Consider the following 16,471-nt stretch of genomic DNA (forward strand, 5'->3'; position numbering starts at 1 on the left):
CTTAATAGCTTTTCCTTTTTAGTTTGAATATGGAGTGGCCACGCCGGAAGAAATAGAGAGTGTTTTATTGTTTGTATGGATTGTCGCTGTAGCTCCAAGCGGAATACCGACGTTTGGGCTTATATGTCCAATCGGTAAACCGAATAGTACAGGTATATCATATGGCGTGAAATATTCAGATAGTATTGTTTGCAATGACTGGGATGGTTTTGAAGGAGTGCAGTCGTGACAACTTGTAAAAATAACACCGCTGCATTCATTAAACTGTCCAGATAAAAGTAGTTGATTTAACATGCGGTCAATGCGATACGGTTCTTCCCCGATATCTTCAAGTAATAAAAGTGTATTGGCCGTATTTATTTCATAGGGTGAGCCAACTATACTCGTTAAAACAGTTAAATTCCCTCCAACCAATGTCCCTGTAACTGAACATGCAGAGGTGGATAAGATACATTCTGATGCAGATAAATTGATTGAACACGGATGGAATAGTTGATTGAAAGAAGATAAAGAGAGAGAATCTATACCTTTTCCTAATTCTTCAATCATTGGACCGTGAAATGTAACAAGCTTTGCATAGCGTGAAAACGCGGTATGTAAAGCTGTAATATCGCTATATCCCCAAAAGATTTTAGGGTTTTGCCTAATGATTTCATATTGAATGTAAGGGAGGAGACGAGCGCTGCCATAACCACCTCGTGCACAGAAAATTGCTTTTACTTCAGTATTTGTAAAAGCTTCATGTATATCATCAAGACGAACTTGGTCTCTTCCAGCCAAATAGCCATACTTTTCATAAACACTCTTCCCAATTAGTACGGATAACCCCATCTCTTGTAATACCTTCACACCTTTTAATACGTTTTCAAGTGTTGGTGGCCCAGACGGAGCAATAATCATTACTGTATCACCTTGTTTTAACGCATTTGGATAAATCATTATTCTCAGCCTCCTTCTCTTTCAATATATTCGCTTCATATGAAGTTCACCCCTTGTAAAAGAAGGGGAAAGCTTATCACATAAAGAAGATATAAGGGGGATAGGAGGGAAATGATGTTTACAAGTCGAGTAATAGATAGATTGCAAATTAAGTATCCCATCATTCAAGCTGGTATGGCAGGTGCGATTACGACGCCAGAACTCGTTGCAGCTGTAAGTAATAGCGGAGGGTTAGGAACGCTTGGAGCAGGATATATGAGCCCAAAACAAATTCGTGAAGCGATTTATAAAATAAGGAAACTAACCGATAAACCTTTTGGTGTTAATTTACTTTTAACAAAAGAGGTACAGATAGAAGAAGAGAAGGTAAACGGGGCGAAAGAGTTACTTAGTGGAGTGAATAGAGAGTTAGGAATAGAGGAAGAGGATGTATTACAGCTTCCAAAAAGTTATAAAGAACAATTACAAGTATTATTAGAAGAAAAGGTACCGGTCGTTAGTTTTGCATTTCAAACGTTAGAACAAGAAGAAATAGATGAATTAAAAAGAAGCGGAATAAAGGTCATTGGAACAGCAACTCATGTAGCAGAAGCGAAAGTACTTGCCGAGCTAGGGGTAGATATTATTGTCGGGCAAGGTAGCGAGGCAGGTGGGCATAGAGGAACTTTTATCGGGAAAGAAAAAGACGCCATGATTGGTACGTTTGCATTAATTCCGCAGTTAGTAGCAGCAGTACCGCATATCCCGATTATTGCAGCTGGTGGTGTAATGAACGGACAAGGGCTTGTTGCGGCATTTGCGTTAGGGGCAGAAGCAGTTCAAATGGGATCAGCTTTTTTAACGAGTGAAGAAAGTATTACACATGATACATATAAAGAGCTCGTATTACAAAGTACAGATACGAGTACAACTGTAACTCGTGCGTTTTCCGGGAAATATGCGCGGGGTATCCGTAATGAATTTATAGAGAAACATGAAGGAGAAGAAGAAAGGCTCCCGATGTATCCAGTGCAAAACGTATTAACTTCTAAAATACGGCAAGAAGCAGCAAAGCAAAATAAGGGTGAATACATGTCACTTTGGGCGGGACAAGCGTCATCATTGGCACGAATAGAATCAGCGCAGCGTGTAGTGAAGCGTGTCATGGAAGAAGCGGATAACGTAATCGAACAATTACAAAATGTATATAGAAAAAGACCACTTGAATAATTCAAGCGGTCTTTTCATTAGTTTGCTTTATAAAATTGTTGGATAGCTTCGTCGATGTAAACCCAGCCCTTCCAACCTAAATGCATATGATCTTTTAAGAAGTACTTATCATATTCATGATTTGAGAAGTCAGCAATTGGATAGCCAGCTTTCGTAATTTGCTCATGAACTTTCTTATAGTACGCTTCGCGGCGTTCTTTCGGGAATCCAGCGTAATCGTACCAAGGACCTTTCACAGGAACAGAAATGAAGAGTGGTTTTGCACCAGATTGTTTTAATAAATCAAGTACCATTTGTAAGTCTTCATATTCTGGTGATTCGTCATAAGAATCATTTTTTAAGTAGCCTTCACGCTGTTTTAATTTCTTCTTAATTTTGTTATTGAAGTAATCATCTTCAATACCGTATTCGTTAGACCCTGATTCTGCTGCACCTGTTTGATCTGCATGTTTACGAGCTTCATCCCAGTTCATTTGTTTTAATGAAGGATCAAGGTTTTCTTTATGCGGTTTAATATCAAACATTACTGTAAATAAATCTTTACGATCTAAAATGTTACGATAAATATAAGCAAAAGGTTTAGCAGCAAGTGCTTTTACTTTATGCTTCGTATCATCATAAGCGATACCTTCAAGTGAAATTTTTAATAAAGTTTCTTTCTTAACAATCTCAAAGTTTAATAAACGTTTTGCAATTTGTTGTTTCATTTCAGGTTTTAAATCATCGTTGAAAATGAAGTGATAACCTTGTTGTTTTGAAAAGTTAGGTGCAAAGTGTGTTTCATCAATACCTTGTGGTACAAACCATTGCGGAGAAAGAACGAATACCATCTTCTTATCTTTCAATTGGTCCATTGTAGATGCAAAGTTTAATACATGTACAAGGTCTTGTGTTCCGCCGCGTCCAAGTAGGAATGGTGTAAATCCTTCAGGCTTTACTTTGAAATAATTTGATGGATGGAAAGCATCCATACGTGCGAATTCCGATGAACCGTACATCGGAAGGTATTTCGGGTCTGCTAACATTTTTTGCTGTAAAATCATACTTTGAATCTTTTCTTCTTTTAAAGAAGTGGCAGCTTGTTCTACTTTTTCATCACTTAAAAGTGGAAGTAGGAAGCGCGTTGGAATAAGTAAGAATACAGCAAAAAGGGCCAATGCTAAAAGCATCGGACCAAATTTTGCTTTGTTCATCGGATTTCTTCCAACTTCTTAATAACCATGTTTGGTGTAGCCCACTCGTCACGGTCAAAATCAGAAATAGAAACTTCAATATCTAAACGCTCTTGGAATTCAACTAATAAAGATACTACAGCGAAAGAATCAAGAATACCTTCTTCAAATAATTGAACATCTAAGTTTTCTTTTACAATATCGTTTTCACATACTTCTTCTAAAATATCTAATACTTGCTCTTTGAATTCTGCCATTTTTAAAATCTCCTTTATATCCGAATATATTATATGTGCAACTTCTTATTGGAATAAGAAGGGTGCATTAAAAGTATCTGTTAAGGTGTCCAGAGAAAATTAGGAAACCGAAACATACAACGTGGAACGTAATTACAATCGCAAGGACGTGCGTAAATTTATTATTTGGCCAAAACTTATGCTTCTTGTTTTTTCGTTCGAAAATATCGAATAGGATGAACAAAGCAGCGTGATAAAGACCATAAATAATGTATTGATACACATGCTCACCAGTAATATGCCATATTCCCATGATGAAGAAGTTTAAAAATGCACCGATATACGAAATTGTGTAGCGGTTTTTAATTAACTTTTTCTTCGTTGCAAAAAAGACGAAACGCATGTAAATAAAGTCACGGAACCAGAATGATAAACTCATGTGCCAGCGGTTCCAGAAGTCTTTAATATTACGACTAAGGAATGGTTTATTAAAGTTTTCTGGCGTTTTAATCCCCATCATATAACTTACACCGATTACAAATGAGCTATAACCAGCAAAATCGAAGAATAAATATAAGCTATAGCTATACATGTAAATCATATTTGAAAGGATTGTGTCGTGTTGCGCGAATGCTGGATCCATAAAATATTGCTTTATTAAGTAAGCGATAATAAATTTATATAAGAAACCTTGGAAAATACGGTTTAGTCCTATATATAGTAAGTTTTGATATTCTTCTGCACTAGGTGGCTTTTGAATATCTTTTTGGAATCTTCGGTAACGATCGATAGGTCCCGTTGAGATAGCTGGGAAGAATAAAACGAATTCCCAAAAATTGAAGAAGGAAAGTTCTTTAATTAAGCCATCACGAACTTCAAATACCATTTGTACTGCTCTAAATGTTACATAAGACATTCCTAAAAATACAACAAACTTTAGTTCAGGTACAAACGGTGCGATTTTTGCCAAAATAAGTGGCAAAATTGATAAAATAACAGCTATACAAAATGTGAATGTACTATTATTTTGTTTTCTTAAAAGTAAATAGCCTTTAATAAGGGCATATTGCCAAATAATAAATGCGGCTAACATAATTGCTTGCTTCGGTTTATCCGAGAATATAATAGCAAGCATGACTAATGTTAAAACGGCATTATATTTACGCAACATTTTACCTTTTAATCCAGCTATGATAGTAGGTATTAATAAAATGCCCACTATAGCGAAAAAATAAAATGATCCATATGCGGTCATGCTGTAACCTCACTCAATAATTTTTTGCGATCTACCTTTCCATTTGGTGTCATTGGAATAGAAGATTGATACATGAATTTACGTGGAATCATGTAGTTTGGTAAACGCTCATTGAGTTCTTTTTTGATTGCAGATGTTAATTTGAATTCTTTTTCAAACGAATGCTCTCCAGGAACAACAACCGCTAATAAATAATCGTATTTTTCACCTTTTTTAATAGGAACAATAACTGCCCCTTCTACGTAAGAACACGCACGAAGATGATGTTCGATTTCTTCTAATTCCATTCGATAACCATGAAGCTTAATTTGGAAATCAAGACGACCATTATAGAATAGAAGACCATTTTCTACATAGCCAGCATCGCCTGTTTTATAGGCACGCTCGCCGTCAATTATAGTAAATGCTTTTTCTGTTAATTCAGGGCTTCCTAAATACCCAACGCTTACGCTAGGACCAACAATTACGATTTCACCTTTTTCACCATCAGGTGCAATTGTGCCATCTTCTTTCATAATAAGAAGGCGACAATCTGATTTACAGTAGCCAACTGGAAGTGATTTATATTGATCCAGCACTTCTGTTGTAACGTGAATACCTGTTACAGCAACTGTAGCTTCTGTTGGACCGTACGTATTCATAATTGTTGCTTTCGGGAATCGCTCAATTAATTTTCTGGCTACTTCATTTGGTAACACTTCACCGCAGAATAAGAATGTTTTCATGTTCGGTAGCATACTCTCAGAGAAAGATGCTTCCATTAAACACATTTCAGCGAAAGATGGTGTTGAAGTCCATACTTGAATATCCGATTGCTCTAAAGAAGCAAACAAGTCTTTTGGACGTGCAATCATATCTTTATCGATTGCCCAAAGTGTACCACCTGTTACTAATGATGGGTAAATATCCATTACAGATAAATCGAATGAGAAAGGTGCTTGGTTTAAGAATACTTGCCCTGCTTGTAAGTTGAAATCTTCTACAGCCCATTTTGTAAAGCTAACAAGGCAGTTATAAGTAATCTGAACCCCTTTCGGATTACCTGTACTTCCTGATGTGTAAATAATGTAGAAGTTCTCATCACCTTTTACCGCATGTTCAGGATTTGGAGTGTTCCCTTTATGAGTAAAGAAAATATCTTTTAAGTTGTTTTCACTTACAATGCGAACTGGTAAATCAGTTACAGTTACTTCAGCTGCCGATAAAAGTAATTTCGCACCAGAATTTTCAGCGATACGTTGTACACGATCAGCTGGGATAGATAAATCTACAGGAATGTAAGCATGTCCAGCTTTTACACAACCTAAAAAGTTAATGATCATTTCAGGTTGCATATGGCCATACACCATAATTGGTGAACGATCATCTGGATACTCAGAAGAAATCCAATGTGCTAACGCATCAGAATCTTCCTTTAATTGTTTGTACGTAATTTTCGCATCTCGCCAAACAAAAGCGGTTTGATCAGGCGTTTCTGCAGCCCACTTTTCAATTTGTTCTAATAACTTCATAACGTTCCCACCCTAAAATTCGTTGTAAATAAATGTACTTGTGTTTGTATCATGGAATCCATACAACCAAAGTAATGCAAATAAAATTGCAAGGTAATAAACCGTCTTTGCAACCCATTGTGTGAGTGGTCGAGACCATATCTCTTTTAATCTTTCCATGTCTTTCCCTCTCTTAATGAAATAATAGCTCTTTGTAGGTATCATGTCCTACATTATTGTGAAAAAAACAAAATCCCACATTTTAGGTAAAAATAAGTCAAAAGGCTCTTTTCTGATATTAGCACTAAATACTAAAAAAGAAAATCCCTAACTTAGCAATTATATTACATTCAGCATGAATTTGTAATGGGTTTGACATGCAAATAGAAAGTGGATTGTGTGAATGTATAAAAGTGGACTGAGAGAATGGGTAGAAATGCAATATTTGTTTGTATCTTTGCGTTTGTCATAGTTAATTTATGAATCGCTAAAGTTTCTTAACAGGAGGGATTTTTGATGAAGAGCGTGTGGAAGGATATTATTTCAGAAAAAAATATTATGAAATGGAGACGGCATTTTCATAAATATCCAGAACTATCGTTTGCTGAAAAAGAAACTTCTCAATTTATATATGATACATTATGCTCATTTTCTACTTTGGAAGTAACGAGGCCAACGAAGTATAGTGTACTAGCAATTAAAAGAGGAACGGAACAAGGGAAAGTAGTTGCAATTCGAGCTGATATAGATGCTCTACCAATTCAAGAGGAGACAAGGAAATCTTATACGTCTGTAAATAAAGGAATGATGCATGCATGTGGACATGATGCACATGCTGCTATTTTGTTAAGTGTTGCAGAGACGCTAGCAAATATAAAGGAAGAGTTTGTAGGTGAAATTCGTCTATTCTTTCAGCATGCAGAAGAAGTATATCCTGGCGGCGGACAAGAAATGGTTGCGGCAGGTGTTATGGATGGCGTTGATTATGTAATAGGTTTACATGTTATGTCTGGATTAGAAAGCGGGAAGATTGGGATTGTGTATGGGGCGATGATGGCAGCACCAGACGTATTTACAGTTGAAATTCATGGAAAAGGAGGGCATGCGGCGCGGCCAGAAGAAACGGTAGATCCTATTGCTATCGGAGCACAAATTATTACAAACTTACAACATATCGTATCAAGAAATACAAACGCTTTTATGCAAAGGGTAGTTTCGGTTACGCAGTTTCATGGGGGAATGGCGGATAATATTATTCCAAATGTAGCAACTTTAATGGGAACGGTTCGCTCTTTTAATCAAACATTAAGAAAAGAAGCAGAAGAGAGAATTGAGCAAGTCGTGAAAGGAATTACAAAAGCACATGGAGGATCATATACATATACGTATCGATATGGATATGATCCAGTTATTAATGATGAATCTATCACGAAAGTAGTAGAAGAAAGTGCGATATATTTATTCGGGCATGAGCGTGTTGTGAAGCTGGAACCTTCTATGGGAGGAGAAGATTTTTCAGCATATTTAAGAAAAGCACCGGGTTGCTTCATTAAATTGGGGACGGGGAATGAAAAAATAGATACATGTTACCCGCATCATCATCCAAGATTTGATGTAGATGAATCAGCTTTAATTTATGGAGTGGAATTATTTTTAGAAACAACGATGAGGTTACTGAAATCATAGAAAAGCATAAAAAAAGGCAACTGCACTCTATTGCAGTTGCTTTTATTTCTTTCCGTCAGAGAGGGCTGAGAAAGAACTATGCTCATTTATAGTATATGAATAGCTAACGGACAAGCTTGTACATTTTAACTATTTTTTTAAAAATAGTTATTGACATTGATAATAATTATCAATTAATCTAAGTGTAGTTAGAATTGATAATTATTATCAATAGGATGGATGCGACATGTTAATGAGAAAAAAATATCACCTTCTGCGTAGGGGATTAAAAGATAAAAATAAAGATGTTGATCAGCATATAGAATGGCAACGAAATGTAATTCGTTCGGAATATGTAGAAGAGAAGAGTGCAATTCAAACAGAAAAAGAGATACAAAGTAAAGGGAGAGATAAAGTTGAGTAAGTTAGTAATGATTTTTGCAAGTATGAGTGGAAATACAGAGGAAATGGCCGATCATATTGCAGGGGCAATTCGTGAAACAGAAAATGAAATTGAAGTTATTGATATTATGGATTCACCAGAAGCTTCTATATTAGAACAGTATGATGGGATTATTTTAGGCGCTTACACTTGGGGAGACGGAGACCTTCCTGATGATTTCTTAGACTTTTATGACGAAATGGATTCTATTGATTTAGCTGGAAAAAAAGCGGCAGTATTCGGGTCATGTGATTCGGCTTATCCGAAATACGGCGTGGCTGTTGACATTTTAATAGAAAAGCTGCAGGAACGTGGGGCAGCAGTTGTGTTAGAAGGACTAAAAGTAGAATTAACGCCAGAAGATGAAGATGTAGAAAAATGTTTACAGTTTGGAGCTGAATTTGTAAAACATCTTTCTTAATGGCAGAAGGGAGATGAAGAGCAAGTGCATGAGAAAATCACCATTAAAACGATGACAGATTACCATTTGTATGATTTTATGCGTTGTCCGCATAAATTTTACTTTCGTCATATAAAAAGAAGAGAACCTTCTTCTTTTGAATGGCAACAAATAGCACAGATGATTGTGAATCAAATTATTAACGAGTATTACACACTACCTGCGGGTCAACAAACGAAAATTGTACTTTTAATATTAATAGAAAAGTATTGGGAAAAAGTAAGGATTAATATGTTTGCTTCGAAGACGGAGTACTATATTGTGTTAGCGAAGCTAACGGATCACTTATTACAGTTTGTTGAAAGAGATGATAGCGAGACGCCGCCGTTATTTTTATTTGAAAAATTTCAAATATATATGGAAGAGTTAGGTGTCCACATGTCATTGACATTAGAAGTTGGTGAGTGGCGTACTGAGTCGTTTGTAATTAAAAAGTATGTTGTCGATGCAGATGAGGAAATGCTTGCTCTTTGTCAAAAGTTAATGACAGTATTCAGTTATAAAGCTTTCGGTATTCTTCCAGGAAAAGTTGAAGTTATTAATTTAATAGAAGGAACTAAGTATGAGTACATTCCGAAACAGGAAGATATTATAATTGGAATGGCTGATTTATCTAGAATGAAAGAAATGTTGCAACAACCTGAGCACTACACAGAGCGGCATTTTCGTTCTGAGTGTATGAGTTGTGCTTTTCGTAGTGAATGCCAAGGGGAAGAAGTAAAGGAAGAAGCGAAGCAGCGGAAAAATATCGTACATTAAAGGATGCAAATTTGCATCTTTTTTTGTTATTGACATGAAAAGCTTTTCATCATTTACGGTGTATTTGTAGCAGATTTTAATACGAGGAGGAATAATCAATGAAAGACGAAACGAAAGTATTTCAATGGTTAAAAGAACAAAATGCTCCTTTTGGAATGCAACTACAAATTTTACAGGCGTTTCAATTATATAAAGTTATTGTTGAAATGGATAAAAAGTTAATGATGTATGAGGAGAAAGAATGTAGGGAGAGAATGTAATCTCATCCCTGTAATATCGTTTTCAGCTGTTCTGTACCCGTAATGAATGCTAGTTCATTCTCTGTCTCAAAGTTATAAATAATATTATGTAATAAAGGGCTGTATTGATAAAAGGTCGTGACGCGGTGAATGAGTAATGGATCATGGTGAGAAATAAGAGTACTGTATTGCTCATATACAGATGTAGTAAATTCATGTCCGAAGTCATGATATAGCCCAGCGAAATCAAAAGCAGGATCTCCAATTTGAGCATCGCCAAAATCGATAACACCTGAAATGGTTGTATGCTGCTTATTAAATAAAATGTGATGGTGTGTAAGGTCAGCATGAATGATTGTATTTTGAAATGCGGATGTAGCAATGCACGCAAAGAAATTTTCGAATAAACGATTTAAGGCTAATTTCTGTAATGAAGTAAGGTTGTTAGTAACATACTGATTTAATTTTGTTTGTAGCTCTTTCCAATAGGTAAGTGTTTTTTCAAGAGGGAATCCTAACGTTGTACCTTGTTTTAAAGGAATACTATGTAGGGTTGCAAGGAAAGTAGCTAATTGTGTAATAATTGCTTTCCGTTCTTTATCGTCAAGCTTGATAACTGTTTCTGTTTTTAATGGTTCACCATGAATGAGAGTATAGTAACTACAAAGCGGAATCGCATCAGCATCCTTTCTATATAATAGGTGATACTGTGGAACCTCAATTTCTTTTAGTGAATGAGAGAGAAGCGCGCATAGTTCCTTTTCTAACGGAATTCGCGTTGCATATTCAACCTTTCTCGGAAAACGAAACAGTAGTTCATCATTTATAATAACTGCTATATTATCCCATCCTTCTTCATTTTGCTTATATGAATGTATAGAAAGATTAGGCAAAGCTTCTTTTATATATTGTTTGTAAGAGTCCATAATTTTACCTCGTTTCTAAGTTAAATTATTCCACTTAATAATATCAGAATTTTCTTTCTGAATGTTAAGATATAACTATTATTATGAATAGGGATGAGGTGTATTGTGAGGAAAAGAATAGTAATCACTTCGTTATTTATTATTTTTTGTTTGTTTTGGTCATATAAAAAAATAGTTTTTGTTACCTTTAAACCGATAGATCACTATCAGTTAGATCAGGAATTAAAGAACAAAAGTATAGAAACTTTAACTCATAGGGAAATGAAAAAGGTAGGAGAGTACTTTGTGACAGCCCAGCTGTCAGTGTTTGAGTTTAATAATAAAGAAGATGTGAAGAAAAAGAGTGAAGCACTATTTGTAAATAGAGGGTATGAACAATTAATACAAAATTATTACCCAAATCGTTTTCGGGATTTAGAGTATAAATTTAAAAGCGAGGAGATACGTGAAGAGACAGGTGAGAGTTTTCGCTATCATGCTGTAGTGTACGTTGCTGGCACTGAAGAAGGTGAGAGAAGTGAAATTAAATTATGATATGAATATTGTAAAGGTTAATAATATATTTATGGTGTTAGAACAAAGACAATATGTACAATAAAGTGAAGTTTTAATGAGTGGGATTCTTACTGTTCGCAAATAGTAGGATAAAAAATCCCTCAGTTCTTTGAGGGATTTTAAAGATTTTCATTTTGTTGTCCAAGTTCTTTTTGAGCAATGTATAAATTCCCTTGCTCGACTTGTTTCAGTGTATGAACAGAATCTCCTGCATATCCTTTTTCAGTTTTCACAGTTCTTTTTGAACGATTGGAATCTTGTTTCTTCATATTAATAAACCACCTTCCATCAAAAATAAACGAAAATGATAAGCACAAGTAATACAGCAGCGAAAATGGTTATACCCATTAAAAAAGAAGTGTTTTTATATTTAGGCGGCTTATGTACATCTTGCCGATATCCAGGTGAAATTTCAGGGGCGAATTCTTCGTCAAAGGATTGCTTTTTGTCTTTTTCGTCCATATGTATCCACCTTTCTTTTTCATTATGTTATACGTTACAAGAAAAAATATGCATAAAGAAAACAGCCGCTTTATCGTTAGCGGCTGTTTTCTGTTGTATATTTTCGTTGTACTTGAAAGAGACGGATAAGTAGGAAGCTAGCACCAAATGCTAGACCGATAATAAGACCGATCCAATACCCTTTCGCTGCCCAGTCAGTATACGTTGCTAATATGTAACCAAGAGGGAGGCCTATTATCCAATAAGCAATTAATGTCATAATTAAGGCAACATTTACGTCTTTATAACCACGAAGTGCTCCTTGTACGGGAGTTGCAATCGCATCAGATATTTGAAATAGAATCGCAAATATAAGAAATTCTTTTGCTAAATGATGAACTTGTACATCTGTCGTATAAATAGAAGCAATTTCATCGTCAAAGAAATAGAGAAGGATCGAATATAATAGGGCAAATGCAAGGGCTAATCCAATCCCGATAAATCCATATTGTTTTGCATTATCGTATCGGTTTGCTCCAACTTCAAATCCAACTGCGATAGTCATTGCCATTGCTAAACTTAGCGGAGTCATATATAACAAGGAAGCAAAGTTCATAGCTGCTTGATGCGCTGCAATAGTTGTTGTATTAAAATTACTCATCATAAGTGTTACTGCAGCGAAAATACTTGTTTCAAAAAAGATGGCAAATCCGATAGGCACGCCAAGTTTTAAGAATGCTTTCCAACTCGTGAGAGAAGGGCGGTATAACTGTTTAAAGATATTAAACGATGCAAAAGGTTCTTTCGTACGAATAATAATGACGGTAATAATTAATATGCACCAATATGTTGCTGCTGAAGCGATTGCGGCACCAACACCACCGAGTTTTGGAAATCCGAAATGACCAAAAATTAATACATAATTTAATACTACATTAATTGGTAATGATAATAGGGTAATAATCATCGTTGTTCGCGTTTTCCCAAGTGCATCAATAAATCCACGTAAGACAGTGTAAGTGAATAAAGGGATAATGCCAATCGCGATAATAACTAAAAATTGTGTTGCAATACGTTCCACTGGTTCTTCTAAGCGCATGCCGTTTAAAATAGGTGAAACAGTGAAAAAACCGATAAGAATGACAATGAAACTCGCACAAATTGCTAAATATACTGCCTGTATGACAACGTGTGGAACATCTTCTTTTTTCTTTGATCCAACGAGTTGTGCAACAATTGGCGTAGTGGCCATTAAAATTCCTGTTAATCCCGTACTAACTGGAATCCATATACTCGTTCCGATAGCAACACCTGCTAAATCAGTAGGACTTGCATGCCCTGACATTGTTGTATCAAAAAAGCTCATCGCAAATAATGACATTTGCGTTACAAAAATCGGGAAAAAGAGTAATACAAACTGTTTTAACTTTTGTGAGAATGAAGTAGTTTCTTTCATAAAATCCCCTTTCCGATAAAAAACAAACCTTTTCTATCATACAATTTAATCAAAAAATAGAAAAGAAATACGCGTATGCAACAGATAGAATCAATAAAAAAAGGATGCACTTTGAAAAGGGATAAGGTATTATGATAAGGTGTGAAAAAATTACATATTCGTTATTAAGGAGGCACTACTTGTGGCTGATTGGTTAATTGGAATAATCATGGGTGCTGTTGAAGGATTAACAGAGTTTTTACCAGTTTCATCAACAGGACATATGATTTTAACAGGTCATTTACTTGGGTTTGACGACGAGAGAGCAAAAGTTTTCGAAGTTGTTATCCAATTGGGATCGATTCTAGCAGTTGTTGTTATATTTTGGAAGCGTCTATGGTCATTAGTTGGAATAGGAAAAGTAACAGACGGACCATCGTTAAATTTATTACATATTATTATTGGGATGATTCCTGCCGGCGTACTTGGTGTATTATTCCATAGTGCAATTAAAGAAGTTTTATTCGGTCCAGGACCGGTTGTTATTAGCTTAGTAGCTGGTGGTATTTTAATGATTGTTGCTGAGAAGTTTTCAAAACCAAGTACAGCAAGAACGTTAGATGAAATCACATATAAGCAAGCATTTACAATCGGAATGTTCCAATGTTTAGCGCTTTGGCCAGGATTTTCTCGTTCTGGATCTACAATAAGTGGTGGTTTATTAGCGCGCGTGTCGCATACAGCGGCAGCTGAATATACATTCATTTTAGCAGTGCCAATGATGGTAGCAGCAAGTGGTTTAGATTTAATTAAAAGCTGGGACATATTAAGCGCAAATGATATACCGTTATTTGCAACTGGATTTATTACTGCATTCGTTGTTGCAATGCTTGCAATTGTTTCATTCTTAAAATTATTATCTCGTGTAAAACTAACACCGTTCGCTTACTACCGTTTCGTTTTAGCTGCGGTATTCTATTTCTTCATTATGTAATAAAAAAACTGCCGAGTTCGGCAGTTTTTTTATTTTACTACTTTTTCCATCATGCTTTCCATTACATGTTCCCAAAGAGAAGTATCATCAGCTAATGTAGCACGGAAGTTAGCATACATTTCTTTTTGTTTTTCTTCGAATGTTGGATCCTCTTTTTCAGGCAATGTAGTACGCATTGAAGTTACTAATTCTTGTACTTTTGGAGCGCGTGGTCCCCACACAGCTTGCTCATTTCCATCTTTATCAATGAAAATGAAAATTGGAATCGCACGTGCTGTTCCATTTGTTAAATATTGATCCATTAATTCTAAGTTTTCATCGCGAATTAATAATCTCATATCAATATTTGCAACTTCAGAAATTCGTTTCATAACAGGAACACATAGCAGGGCATCACCGCACCAATCAGCAGTTAATACGATAACGCTCCATCCATCATTTTGACGCTCTTCTAAAACAGGAAGTAGTTCGTTTGGAATTAAAAAGTTATTGTAAATGTGTAATAGTTCGTATTGGTTTACTTTCATTTCATTCACATATGTATCAAAGGACATACCTTTATCAGCCCATTGTTGTAAGTTCATAAGTAACACCTCTTTAGTATGATTTGTTTTTATTGTACCAATTTTTATGTAGAAAAGCTTGTATTCTTACTCCTTCTTGTCACTTAATGATTTATTTAATAGGGAAAAGAATAGTACGACACATAATTCAGCTATGTTAGACAATTGTACGCTCTCTATCCAGTCGTCGGCAGTATGTATGACAAACCAATCTAGCGTAATTTCAATGATGGAAAGCAGGGCGATTGAGAGGTAATTGGGCATACTTGTCATCATTGGATGTAGGAGCACTTTAAAGAAAACGAATATAAAATATGTAATGCCATCTAATAAAAGAATAAGTAAAAAAAAGAGTAGTAGAGCTGTTTTTGATGAATATTCTATACCTGTAATTTGAAAGATTCCTACATATACAAAAAATATAAATGCAAAAAACATAATGAGAAACAGAATAACAAAACCAATAATCAAAGTCTTATGTTTTAGATTAAGATTAGAAAATTTGTCTTCTTCACTCACTATTTCAACTCCTTTTTTTGGAAATTCAATTTTATTGTATCATGAAATAAATATTAAAAAACTACGAATTATGGGAAAATAAGGTGACAAAAAGTAAGATTTCATGTAAAATTATTAATAAGGTTTTTATTTAATCAAATGAAATAAAAGGGGCTGTCAAAATTGTCTCAAAATCGAGAGCAATTAATGGAAGAACTATCGACAAATGTTTTTGCTATGTTTCGCACATTGCGTAATGATATCGGAAAAATATTTGGTGGTTACATACCGTGGAATGAGTTCATCGTTCTTAGAATATTGAATCGTACGAATAAAGAAATGGTATCACGAGTAGCTAATGAGCTAAATGTGTCGAATAGTCATATTACAGCTGTTACAGAAAAATTAATTAATAAAGGTTTTGTAACTCGTTCGCGTTCTACATCAGATCGCCGAGTTGTATATTTAGAGATTACAGAACAAGGGAAAGATTTAGTTACGAAAATGGAAGATGCGAAAAAACAATACTTACAAGAAAGATTTTCCGCACTTTCAGAAGATGAAATGAATGTAATGATTTCTATTTCTAAAAAACTTATATAAGTAATTACAAACAAGAAAGCGCTTACGAAATGATAAAGAAGAGGTTCCTCATATGTGGAATCTCTTCTTTCTTATGTAAAAGATTATAAAAAATAAAATATGTACCATACTACTAGTAAAGGAAGGAGGGAGAAATATGACAAATCGTAATGGGAGTAAAGGAAGCGGTAATCAAGGTTCACCAAAATCAGGGCAGTTTAATCAGGAGTTTAGTACTGAATTTGAAACTGGTAACGACAATAAAGGAAAAGAATATCGTTCGAAAAAAGGAAGTAAATCAAAAAAGGAGTGAATTAATTCACTCCTTTTTTGATTTACGATGCTGCAGATTGATCAGTATTGTATTTTTCCTCTGATTTTGTGACAATCATTGCGCAAATTGCATCACCGGAAATATTGACCGCATTCTACTAGTAGATTTAATACCATCGTAAGCATTGCAAGTCCTACACCTGGTACTTGCCAGTACAGCAGTTAATACGACCATAGATAAATAGAAAGACAAAAAAATAAGACCATCATATGATGGTCTAGGGAAGGGGACAATTTATGTCAATTTAATTAGGGATGGAAGCTATTCAAGACACTGG

Annotated in this window: 21 protein-coding genes and 1 pseudogene; 10 read left to right on the forward strand and 12 right to left on the reverse strand. The window is 35.1% G+C overall.

The features are described from left to right. Nucleotides 1–18 precede the first annotated feature (18 nt). Nucleotides 19–939, reverse strand: a complete 921-nt coding sequence (locus tag ACQKNI_RS05565; RefSeq protein ID WP_098252402.1) for a S66 peptidase family protein — start codon at nucleotides 937–939, stop codon at nucleotides 19–21. Between the two features lie 114 nt (nucleotides 940–1,053). On the opposite strand from ACQKNI_RS05565, the gene ACQKNI_RS05570 reads away from it, so the two are divergent. Continuing rightward, nucleotides 1,054–2,148, forward strand: coding sequence for an NAD(P)H-dependent flavin oxidoreductase (locus tag ACQKNI_RS05570; RefSeq protein WP_098356918.1), 1,095 nt, complete (start codon nucleotides 1,054–1,056; stop codon nucleotides 2,146–2,148). A 17-nt stretch (nucleotides 2,149–2,165) separates the two neighbouring features. Here ACQKNI_RS05570 and dltD read toward each other — a convergent pair whose 3' ends face one another. The 5 genes from dltD to ACQKNI_RS05595 form a co-directional block, all read right to left on the reverse strand. Beyond that, complete coding sequence (gene dltD, locus ACQKNI_RS05575) at nucleotides 2,166–3,341, reverse strand: D-alanyl-lipoteichoic acid biosynthesis protein DltD (protein WP_088231312.1); 1,176 nt, start codon at nucleotides 3,339–3,341, stop codon at nucleotides 2,166–2,168. After that, nucleotides 3,338–3,577, reverse strand: coding sequence for a D-alanine--poly(phosphoribitol) ligase subunit DltC (gene dltC / locus ACQKNI_RS05580; RefSeq protein ID WP_000807310.1), 240 nt, complete (start codon nucleotides 3,575–3,577; stop codon nucleotides 3,338–3,340). The genes dltD and dltC overlap by 4 nt, the downstream gene beginning before the upstream one ends. Nucleotides 3,578–3,644: 67 nt before the next feature. Continuing rightward, on the reverse strand, nucleotides 3,645–4,811 hold the full coding sequence (dltB, locus tag ACQKNI_RS05585) for a D-alanyl-lipoteichoic acid biosynthesis protein DltB (protein ID WP_088231311.1): 1,167 nt from the start codon (nucleotides 4,809–4,811) through the stop codon (nucleotides 3,645–3,647). After that, nucleotides 4,808–6,322 (reverse strand): D-alanine--poly(phosphoribitol) ligase subunit DltA, encoded by a 1,515-nt coding sequence (gene dltA, locus ACQKNI_RS05590; RefSeq protein ID WP_088231310.1) that lies wholly within the window; start codon nucleotides 6,320–6,322, stop codon nucleotides 4,808–4,810. Before dltA ends, dltB begins: the two co-directional genes overlap by 4 nt. Before the next feature lie 12 nt (nucleotides 6,323–6,334). Then, nucleotides 6,335–6,481, reverse strand: a complete 147-nt coding sequence (locus ACQKNI_RS05595; protein ID WP_000440293.1) for a teichoic acid D-Ala incorporation-associated protein DltX — start codon at nucleotides 6,479–6,481, stop codon at nucleotides 6,335–6,337. Nucleotides 6,482–6,817: 336 nt separating this feature from the next. Here ACQKNI_RS05595 and ACQKNI_RS05600 point away from each other — a divergent pair, with 336 nt between their 5' ends. From ACQKNI_RS05600 to ACQKNI_RS05620, 5 genes are all read left to right on the forward strand, one after another. Then, nucleotides 6,818–7,987 (forward strand): amidohydrolase, encoded by a 1,170-nt coding sequence (locus tag ACQKNI_RS05600; RefSeq protein WP_088231309.1) that lies wholly within the window; start codon nucleotides 6,818–6,820, stop codon nucleotides 7,985–7,987. A 226-nt stretch (nucleotides 7,988–8,213) separates the two neighbouring features. Beyond that, nucleotides 8,214–8,390: a hypothetical protein gene (locus ACQKNI_RS05605; protein WP_088231308.1), complete on the forward strand. Its 177-nt coding sequence runs from the start codon at nucleotides 8,214–8,216 to the stop codon at nucleotides 8,388–8,390. Then, a complete protein-coding gene (locus ACQKNI_RS05610; RefSeq protein ID WP_098252400.1) occupies nucleotides 8,383–8,829 on the forward strand; it encodes a flavodoxin in 447 nt (148 codons plus the stop codon). The genes ACQKNI_RS05605 and ACQKNI_RS05610 overlap by 8 nt, the downstream gene beginning before the upstream one ends. Nucleotides 8,830–8,853: 24 nt before the next feature. Further along, a complete protein-coding gene (locus tag ACQKNI_RS05615; RefSeq protein ID WP_427282256.1) occupies nucleotides 8,854–9,627 on the forward strand; it encodes a hypothetical protein in 774 nt (257 codons plus the stop codon). A gap of 98 nt (nucleotides 9,628–9,725) precedes the next feature. Beyond that, complete coding sequence (locus ACQKNI_RS05620; protein WP_088231305.1) at nucleotides 9,726–9,887, forward strand: hypothetical protein; 162 nt, start codon at nucleotides 9,726–9,728, stop codon at nucleotides 9,885–9,887. A 2-nt stretch (nucleotides 9,888–9,889) separates the two neighbouring features. On the opposite strand, the gene ACQKNI_RS05625 is transcribed toward ACQKNI_RS05620, so the two are convergent. Next, entirely contained in the window at nucleotides 9,890–10,792 is a 903-nt protein-coding gene (locus ACQKNI_RS05625; RefSeq protein ID WP_088231304.1) for an aminoglycoside phosphotransferase family protein, read from the reverse strand. 93 nt (nucleotides 10,793–10,885) lie between these two features. Here ACQKNI_RS05625 and ACQKNI_RS05630 point away from each other — a divergent pair. Beyond that, nucleotides 10,886–11,390 (forward strand): annotated as a pseudogene (locus tag ACQKNI_RS05630) (biotin transporter BioY). A gap of 76 nt (nucleotides 11,391–11,466) precedes the next feature. Here the strand turns inward: ACQKNI_RS05630 and ACQKNI_RS05635 are convergent. From ACQKNI_RS05635 to ACQKNI_RS05645, 3 genes are all read right to left on the reverse strand, one after another. Then, complete coding sequence (locus ACQKNI_RS05635) at nucleotides 11,467–11,616, reverse strand: hypothetical protein (RefSeq protein ID WP_000743737.1); 150 nt, start codon at nucleotides 11,614–11,616, stop codon at nucleotides 11,467–11,469. A gap of 19 nt (nucleotides 11,617–11,635) precedes the next feature. Beyond that, nucleotides 11,636–11,809: a hypothetical protein gene (locus ACQKNI_RS05640; RefSeq protein WP_000343545.1), complete on the reverse strand. Its 174-nt coding sequence runs from the start codon at nucleotides 11,807–11,809 to the stop codon at nucleotides 11,636–11,638. Nucleotides 11,810–11,885: 76 nt separating this feature from the next. Beyond that, nucleotides 11,886–13,244 (reverse strand): MATE family efflux transporter, encoded by a 1,359-nt coding sequence (locus ACQKNI_RS05645; protein ID WP_088231302.1) that lies wholly within the window; start codon nucleotides 13,242–13,244, stop codon nucleotides 11,886–11,888. 181 nt (nucleotides 13,245–13,425) lie between these two features. Here ACQKNI_RS05645 and uppP point away from each other — a divergent pair, with 181 nt between their 5' ends. Next, complete coding sequence (gene uppP, locus ACQKNI_RS05650) at nucleotides 13,426–14,217, forward strand: bacitracin resistance undecaprenyl-diphosphatase (protein ID WP_088231301.1); 792 nt, start codon at nucleotides 13,426–13,428, stop codon at nucleotides 14,215–14,217. A 29-nt stretch (nucleotides 14,218–14,246) separates the two neighbouring features. On the opposite strand, the gene ACQKNI_RS05655 is transcribed toward uppP, so the two are convergent. Beyond that, nucleotides 14,247–14,834 carry a thioredoxin family protein gene (locus tag ACQKNI_RS05655; RefSeq protein ID WP_098252396.1) on the reverse strand — a complete coding sequence of 196 codons (588 nt, stop codon included), beginning with the start codon at nucleotides 14,832–14,834 and terminating at the stop codon, nucleotides 14,247–14,249. Between the two features lie 33 nt (nucleotides 14,835–14,867). Further along, nucleotides 14,868–15,299 (reverse strand): YrvL family regulatory protein, encoded by a 432-nt coding sequence (locus ACQKNI_RS05660; protein WP_427282257.1) that lies wholly within the window; start codon nucleotides 15,297–15,299, stop codon nucleotides 14,868–14,870. A gap of 162 nt (nucleotides 15,300–15,461) precedes the next feature. Here ACQKNI_RS05660 and ACQKNI_RS05665 point away from each other — a divergent pair, with 162 nt between their 5' ends. Both ACQKNI_RS05665 and ACQKNI_RS05670 read left to right on the forward strand, forming a co-directional pair. Continuing rightward, nucleotides 15,462–15,881: a MarR family winged helix-turn-helix transcriptional regulator gene (locus ACQKNI_RS05665; protein WP_140417421.1), complete on the forward strand. Its 420-nt coding sequence runs from the start codon at nucleotides 15,462–15,464 to the stop codon at nucleotides 15,879–15,881. A gap of 136 nt (nucleotides 15,882–16,017) precedes the next feature. Then, the gene (locus tag ACQKNI_RS05670; RefSeq protein WP_000184928.1) at nucleotides 16,018–16,173 is read left to right on the forward strand and encodes a hypothetical protein; all 156 of its coding nucleotides are present in this window, start codon (nucleotides 16,018–16,020) and stop codon (nucleotides 16,171–16,173) included. Nucleotides 16,174–16,471: the final 298 nt, after the last annotated feature.

This window comes from Bacillus sp. NPDC094064, assembly GCF_050279585.1.
Classification (GTDB): Bacteria; Bacillota; Bacilli; order Bacillales; family Bacillaceae_G; genus Bacillus_A.

What these genes read in the sequence shown, in the direction of transcription:
- ACQKNI_RS05565 (WP_098252402.1), bottom strand. Translation starts at nt 939, where the DNA reads ATGATTTATCCAAATGCGTTAAAACAAGGTGATACAGTAATGATTATT.
- ACQKNI_RS05570 (WP_098356918.1), top strand. Translation starts at nt 1,054, where the DNA reads ATGTTTACAAGTCGAGTAATAGATAGATTGCAAATTAAGTATCCCATC.
- dltD (WP_088231312.1), bottom strand. Translation starts at nt 3,341, where the DNA reads ATGAACAAAGCAAAATTTGGTCCGATGCTTTTAGCATTGGCCCTTTTT.
- dltC (WP_000807310.1), bottom strand. Translation starts at nt 3,577, where the DNA reads ATGGCAGAATTCAAAGAGCAAGTATTAGATATTTTAGAAGAAGTATGT.
- dltB (WP_088231311.1), bottom strand. Translation starts at nt 4,811, where the DNA reads ATGACCGCATATGGATCATTTTATTTTTTCGCTATAGTGGGCATTTTA.
- dltA (WP_088231310.1), bottom strand. Translation starts at nt 6,322, where the DNA reads ATGAAGTTATTAGAACAAATTGAAAAGTGGGCTGCAGAAACGCCTGAT.
- ACQKNI_RS05595 (WP_000440293.1), bottom strand. Translation starts at nt 6,481, where the DNA reads ATGGAAAGATTAAAAGAGATATGGTCTCGACCACTCACACAATGGGTT.
- ACQKNI_RS05600 (WP_088231309.1), top strand. Translation starts at nt 6,818, where the DNA reads ATGAAGAGCGTGTGGAAGGATATTATTTCAGAAAAAAATATTATGAAA.
- ACQKNI_RS05605 (WP_088231308.1), top strand. Translation starts at nt 8,214, where the DNA reads ATGTTAATGAGAAAAAAATATCACCTTCTGCGTAGGGGATTAAAAGAT.
- ACQKNI_RS05620 (WP_088231305.1), top strand. Translation starts at nt 9,726, where the DNA reads ATGAAAGACGAAACGAAAGTATTTCAATGGTTAAAAGAACAAAATGCT.
- ACQKNI_RS05625 (WP_088231304.1), bottom strand. Translation starts at nt 10,792, where the DNA reads ATGGACTCTTACAAACAATATATAAAAGAAGCTTTGCCTAATCTTTCT.
- ACQKNI_RS05635 (WP_000743737.1), bottom strand. Translation starts at nt 11,616, where the DNA reads ATGAAGAAACAAGATTCCAATCGTTCAAAAAGAACTGTGAAAACTGAA.
- ACQKNI_RS05640 (WP_000343545.1), bottom strand. Translation starts at nt 11,809, where the DNA reads ATGGACGAAAAAGACAAAAAGCAATCCTTTGACGAAGAATTCGCCCCT.
- ACQKNI_RS05645 (WP_088231302.1), bottom strand. Translation starts at nt 13,244, where the DNA reads ATGAAAGAAACTACTTCATTCTCACAAAAGTTAAAACAGTTTGTATTA.
- ACQKNI_RS05670 (WP_000184928.1), top strand. Translation starts at nt 16,018, where the DNA reads ATGACAAATCGTAATGGGAGTAAAGGAAGCGGTAATCAAGGTTCACCA.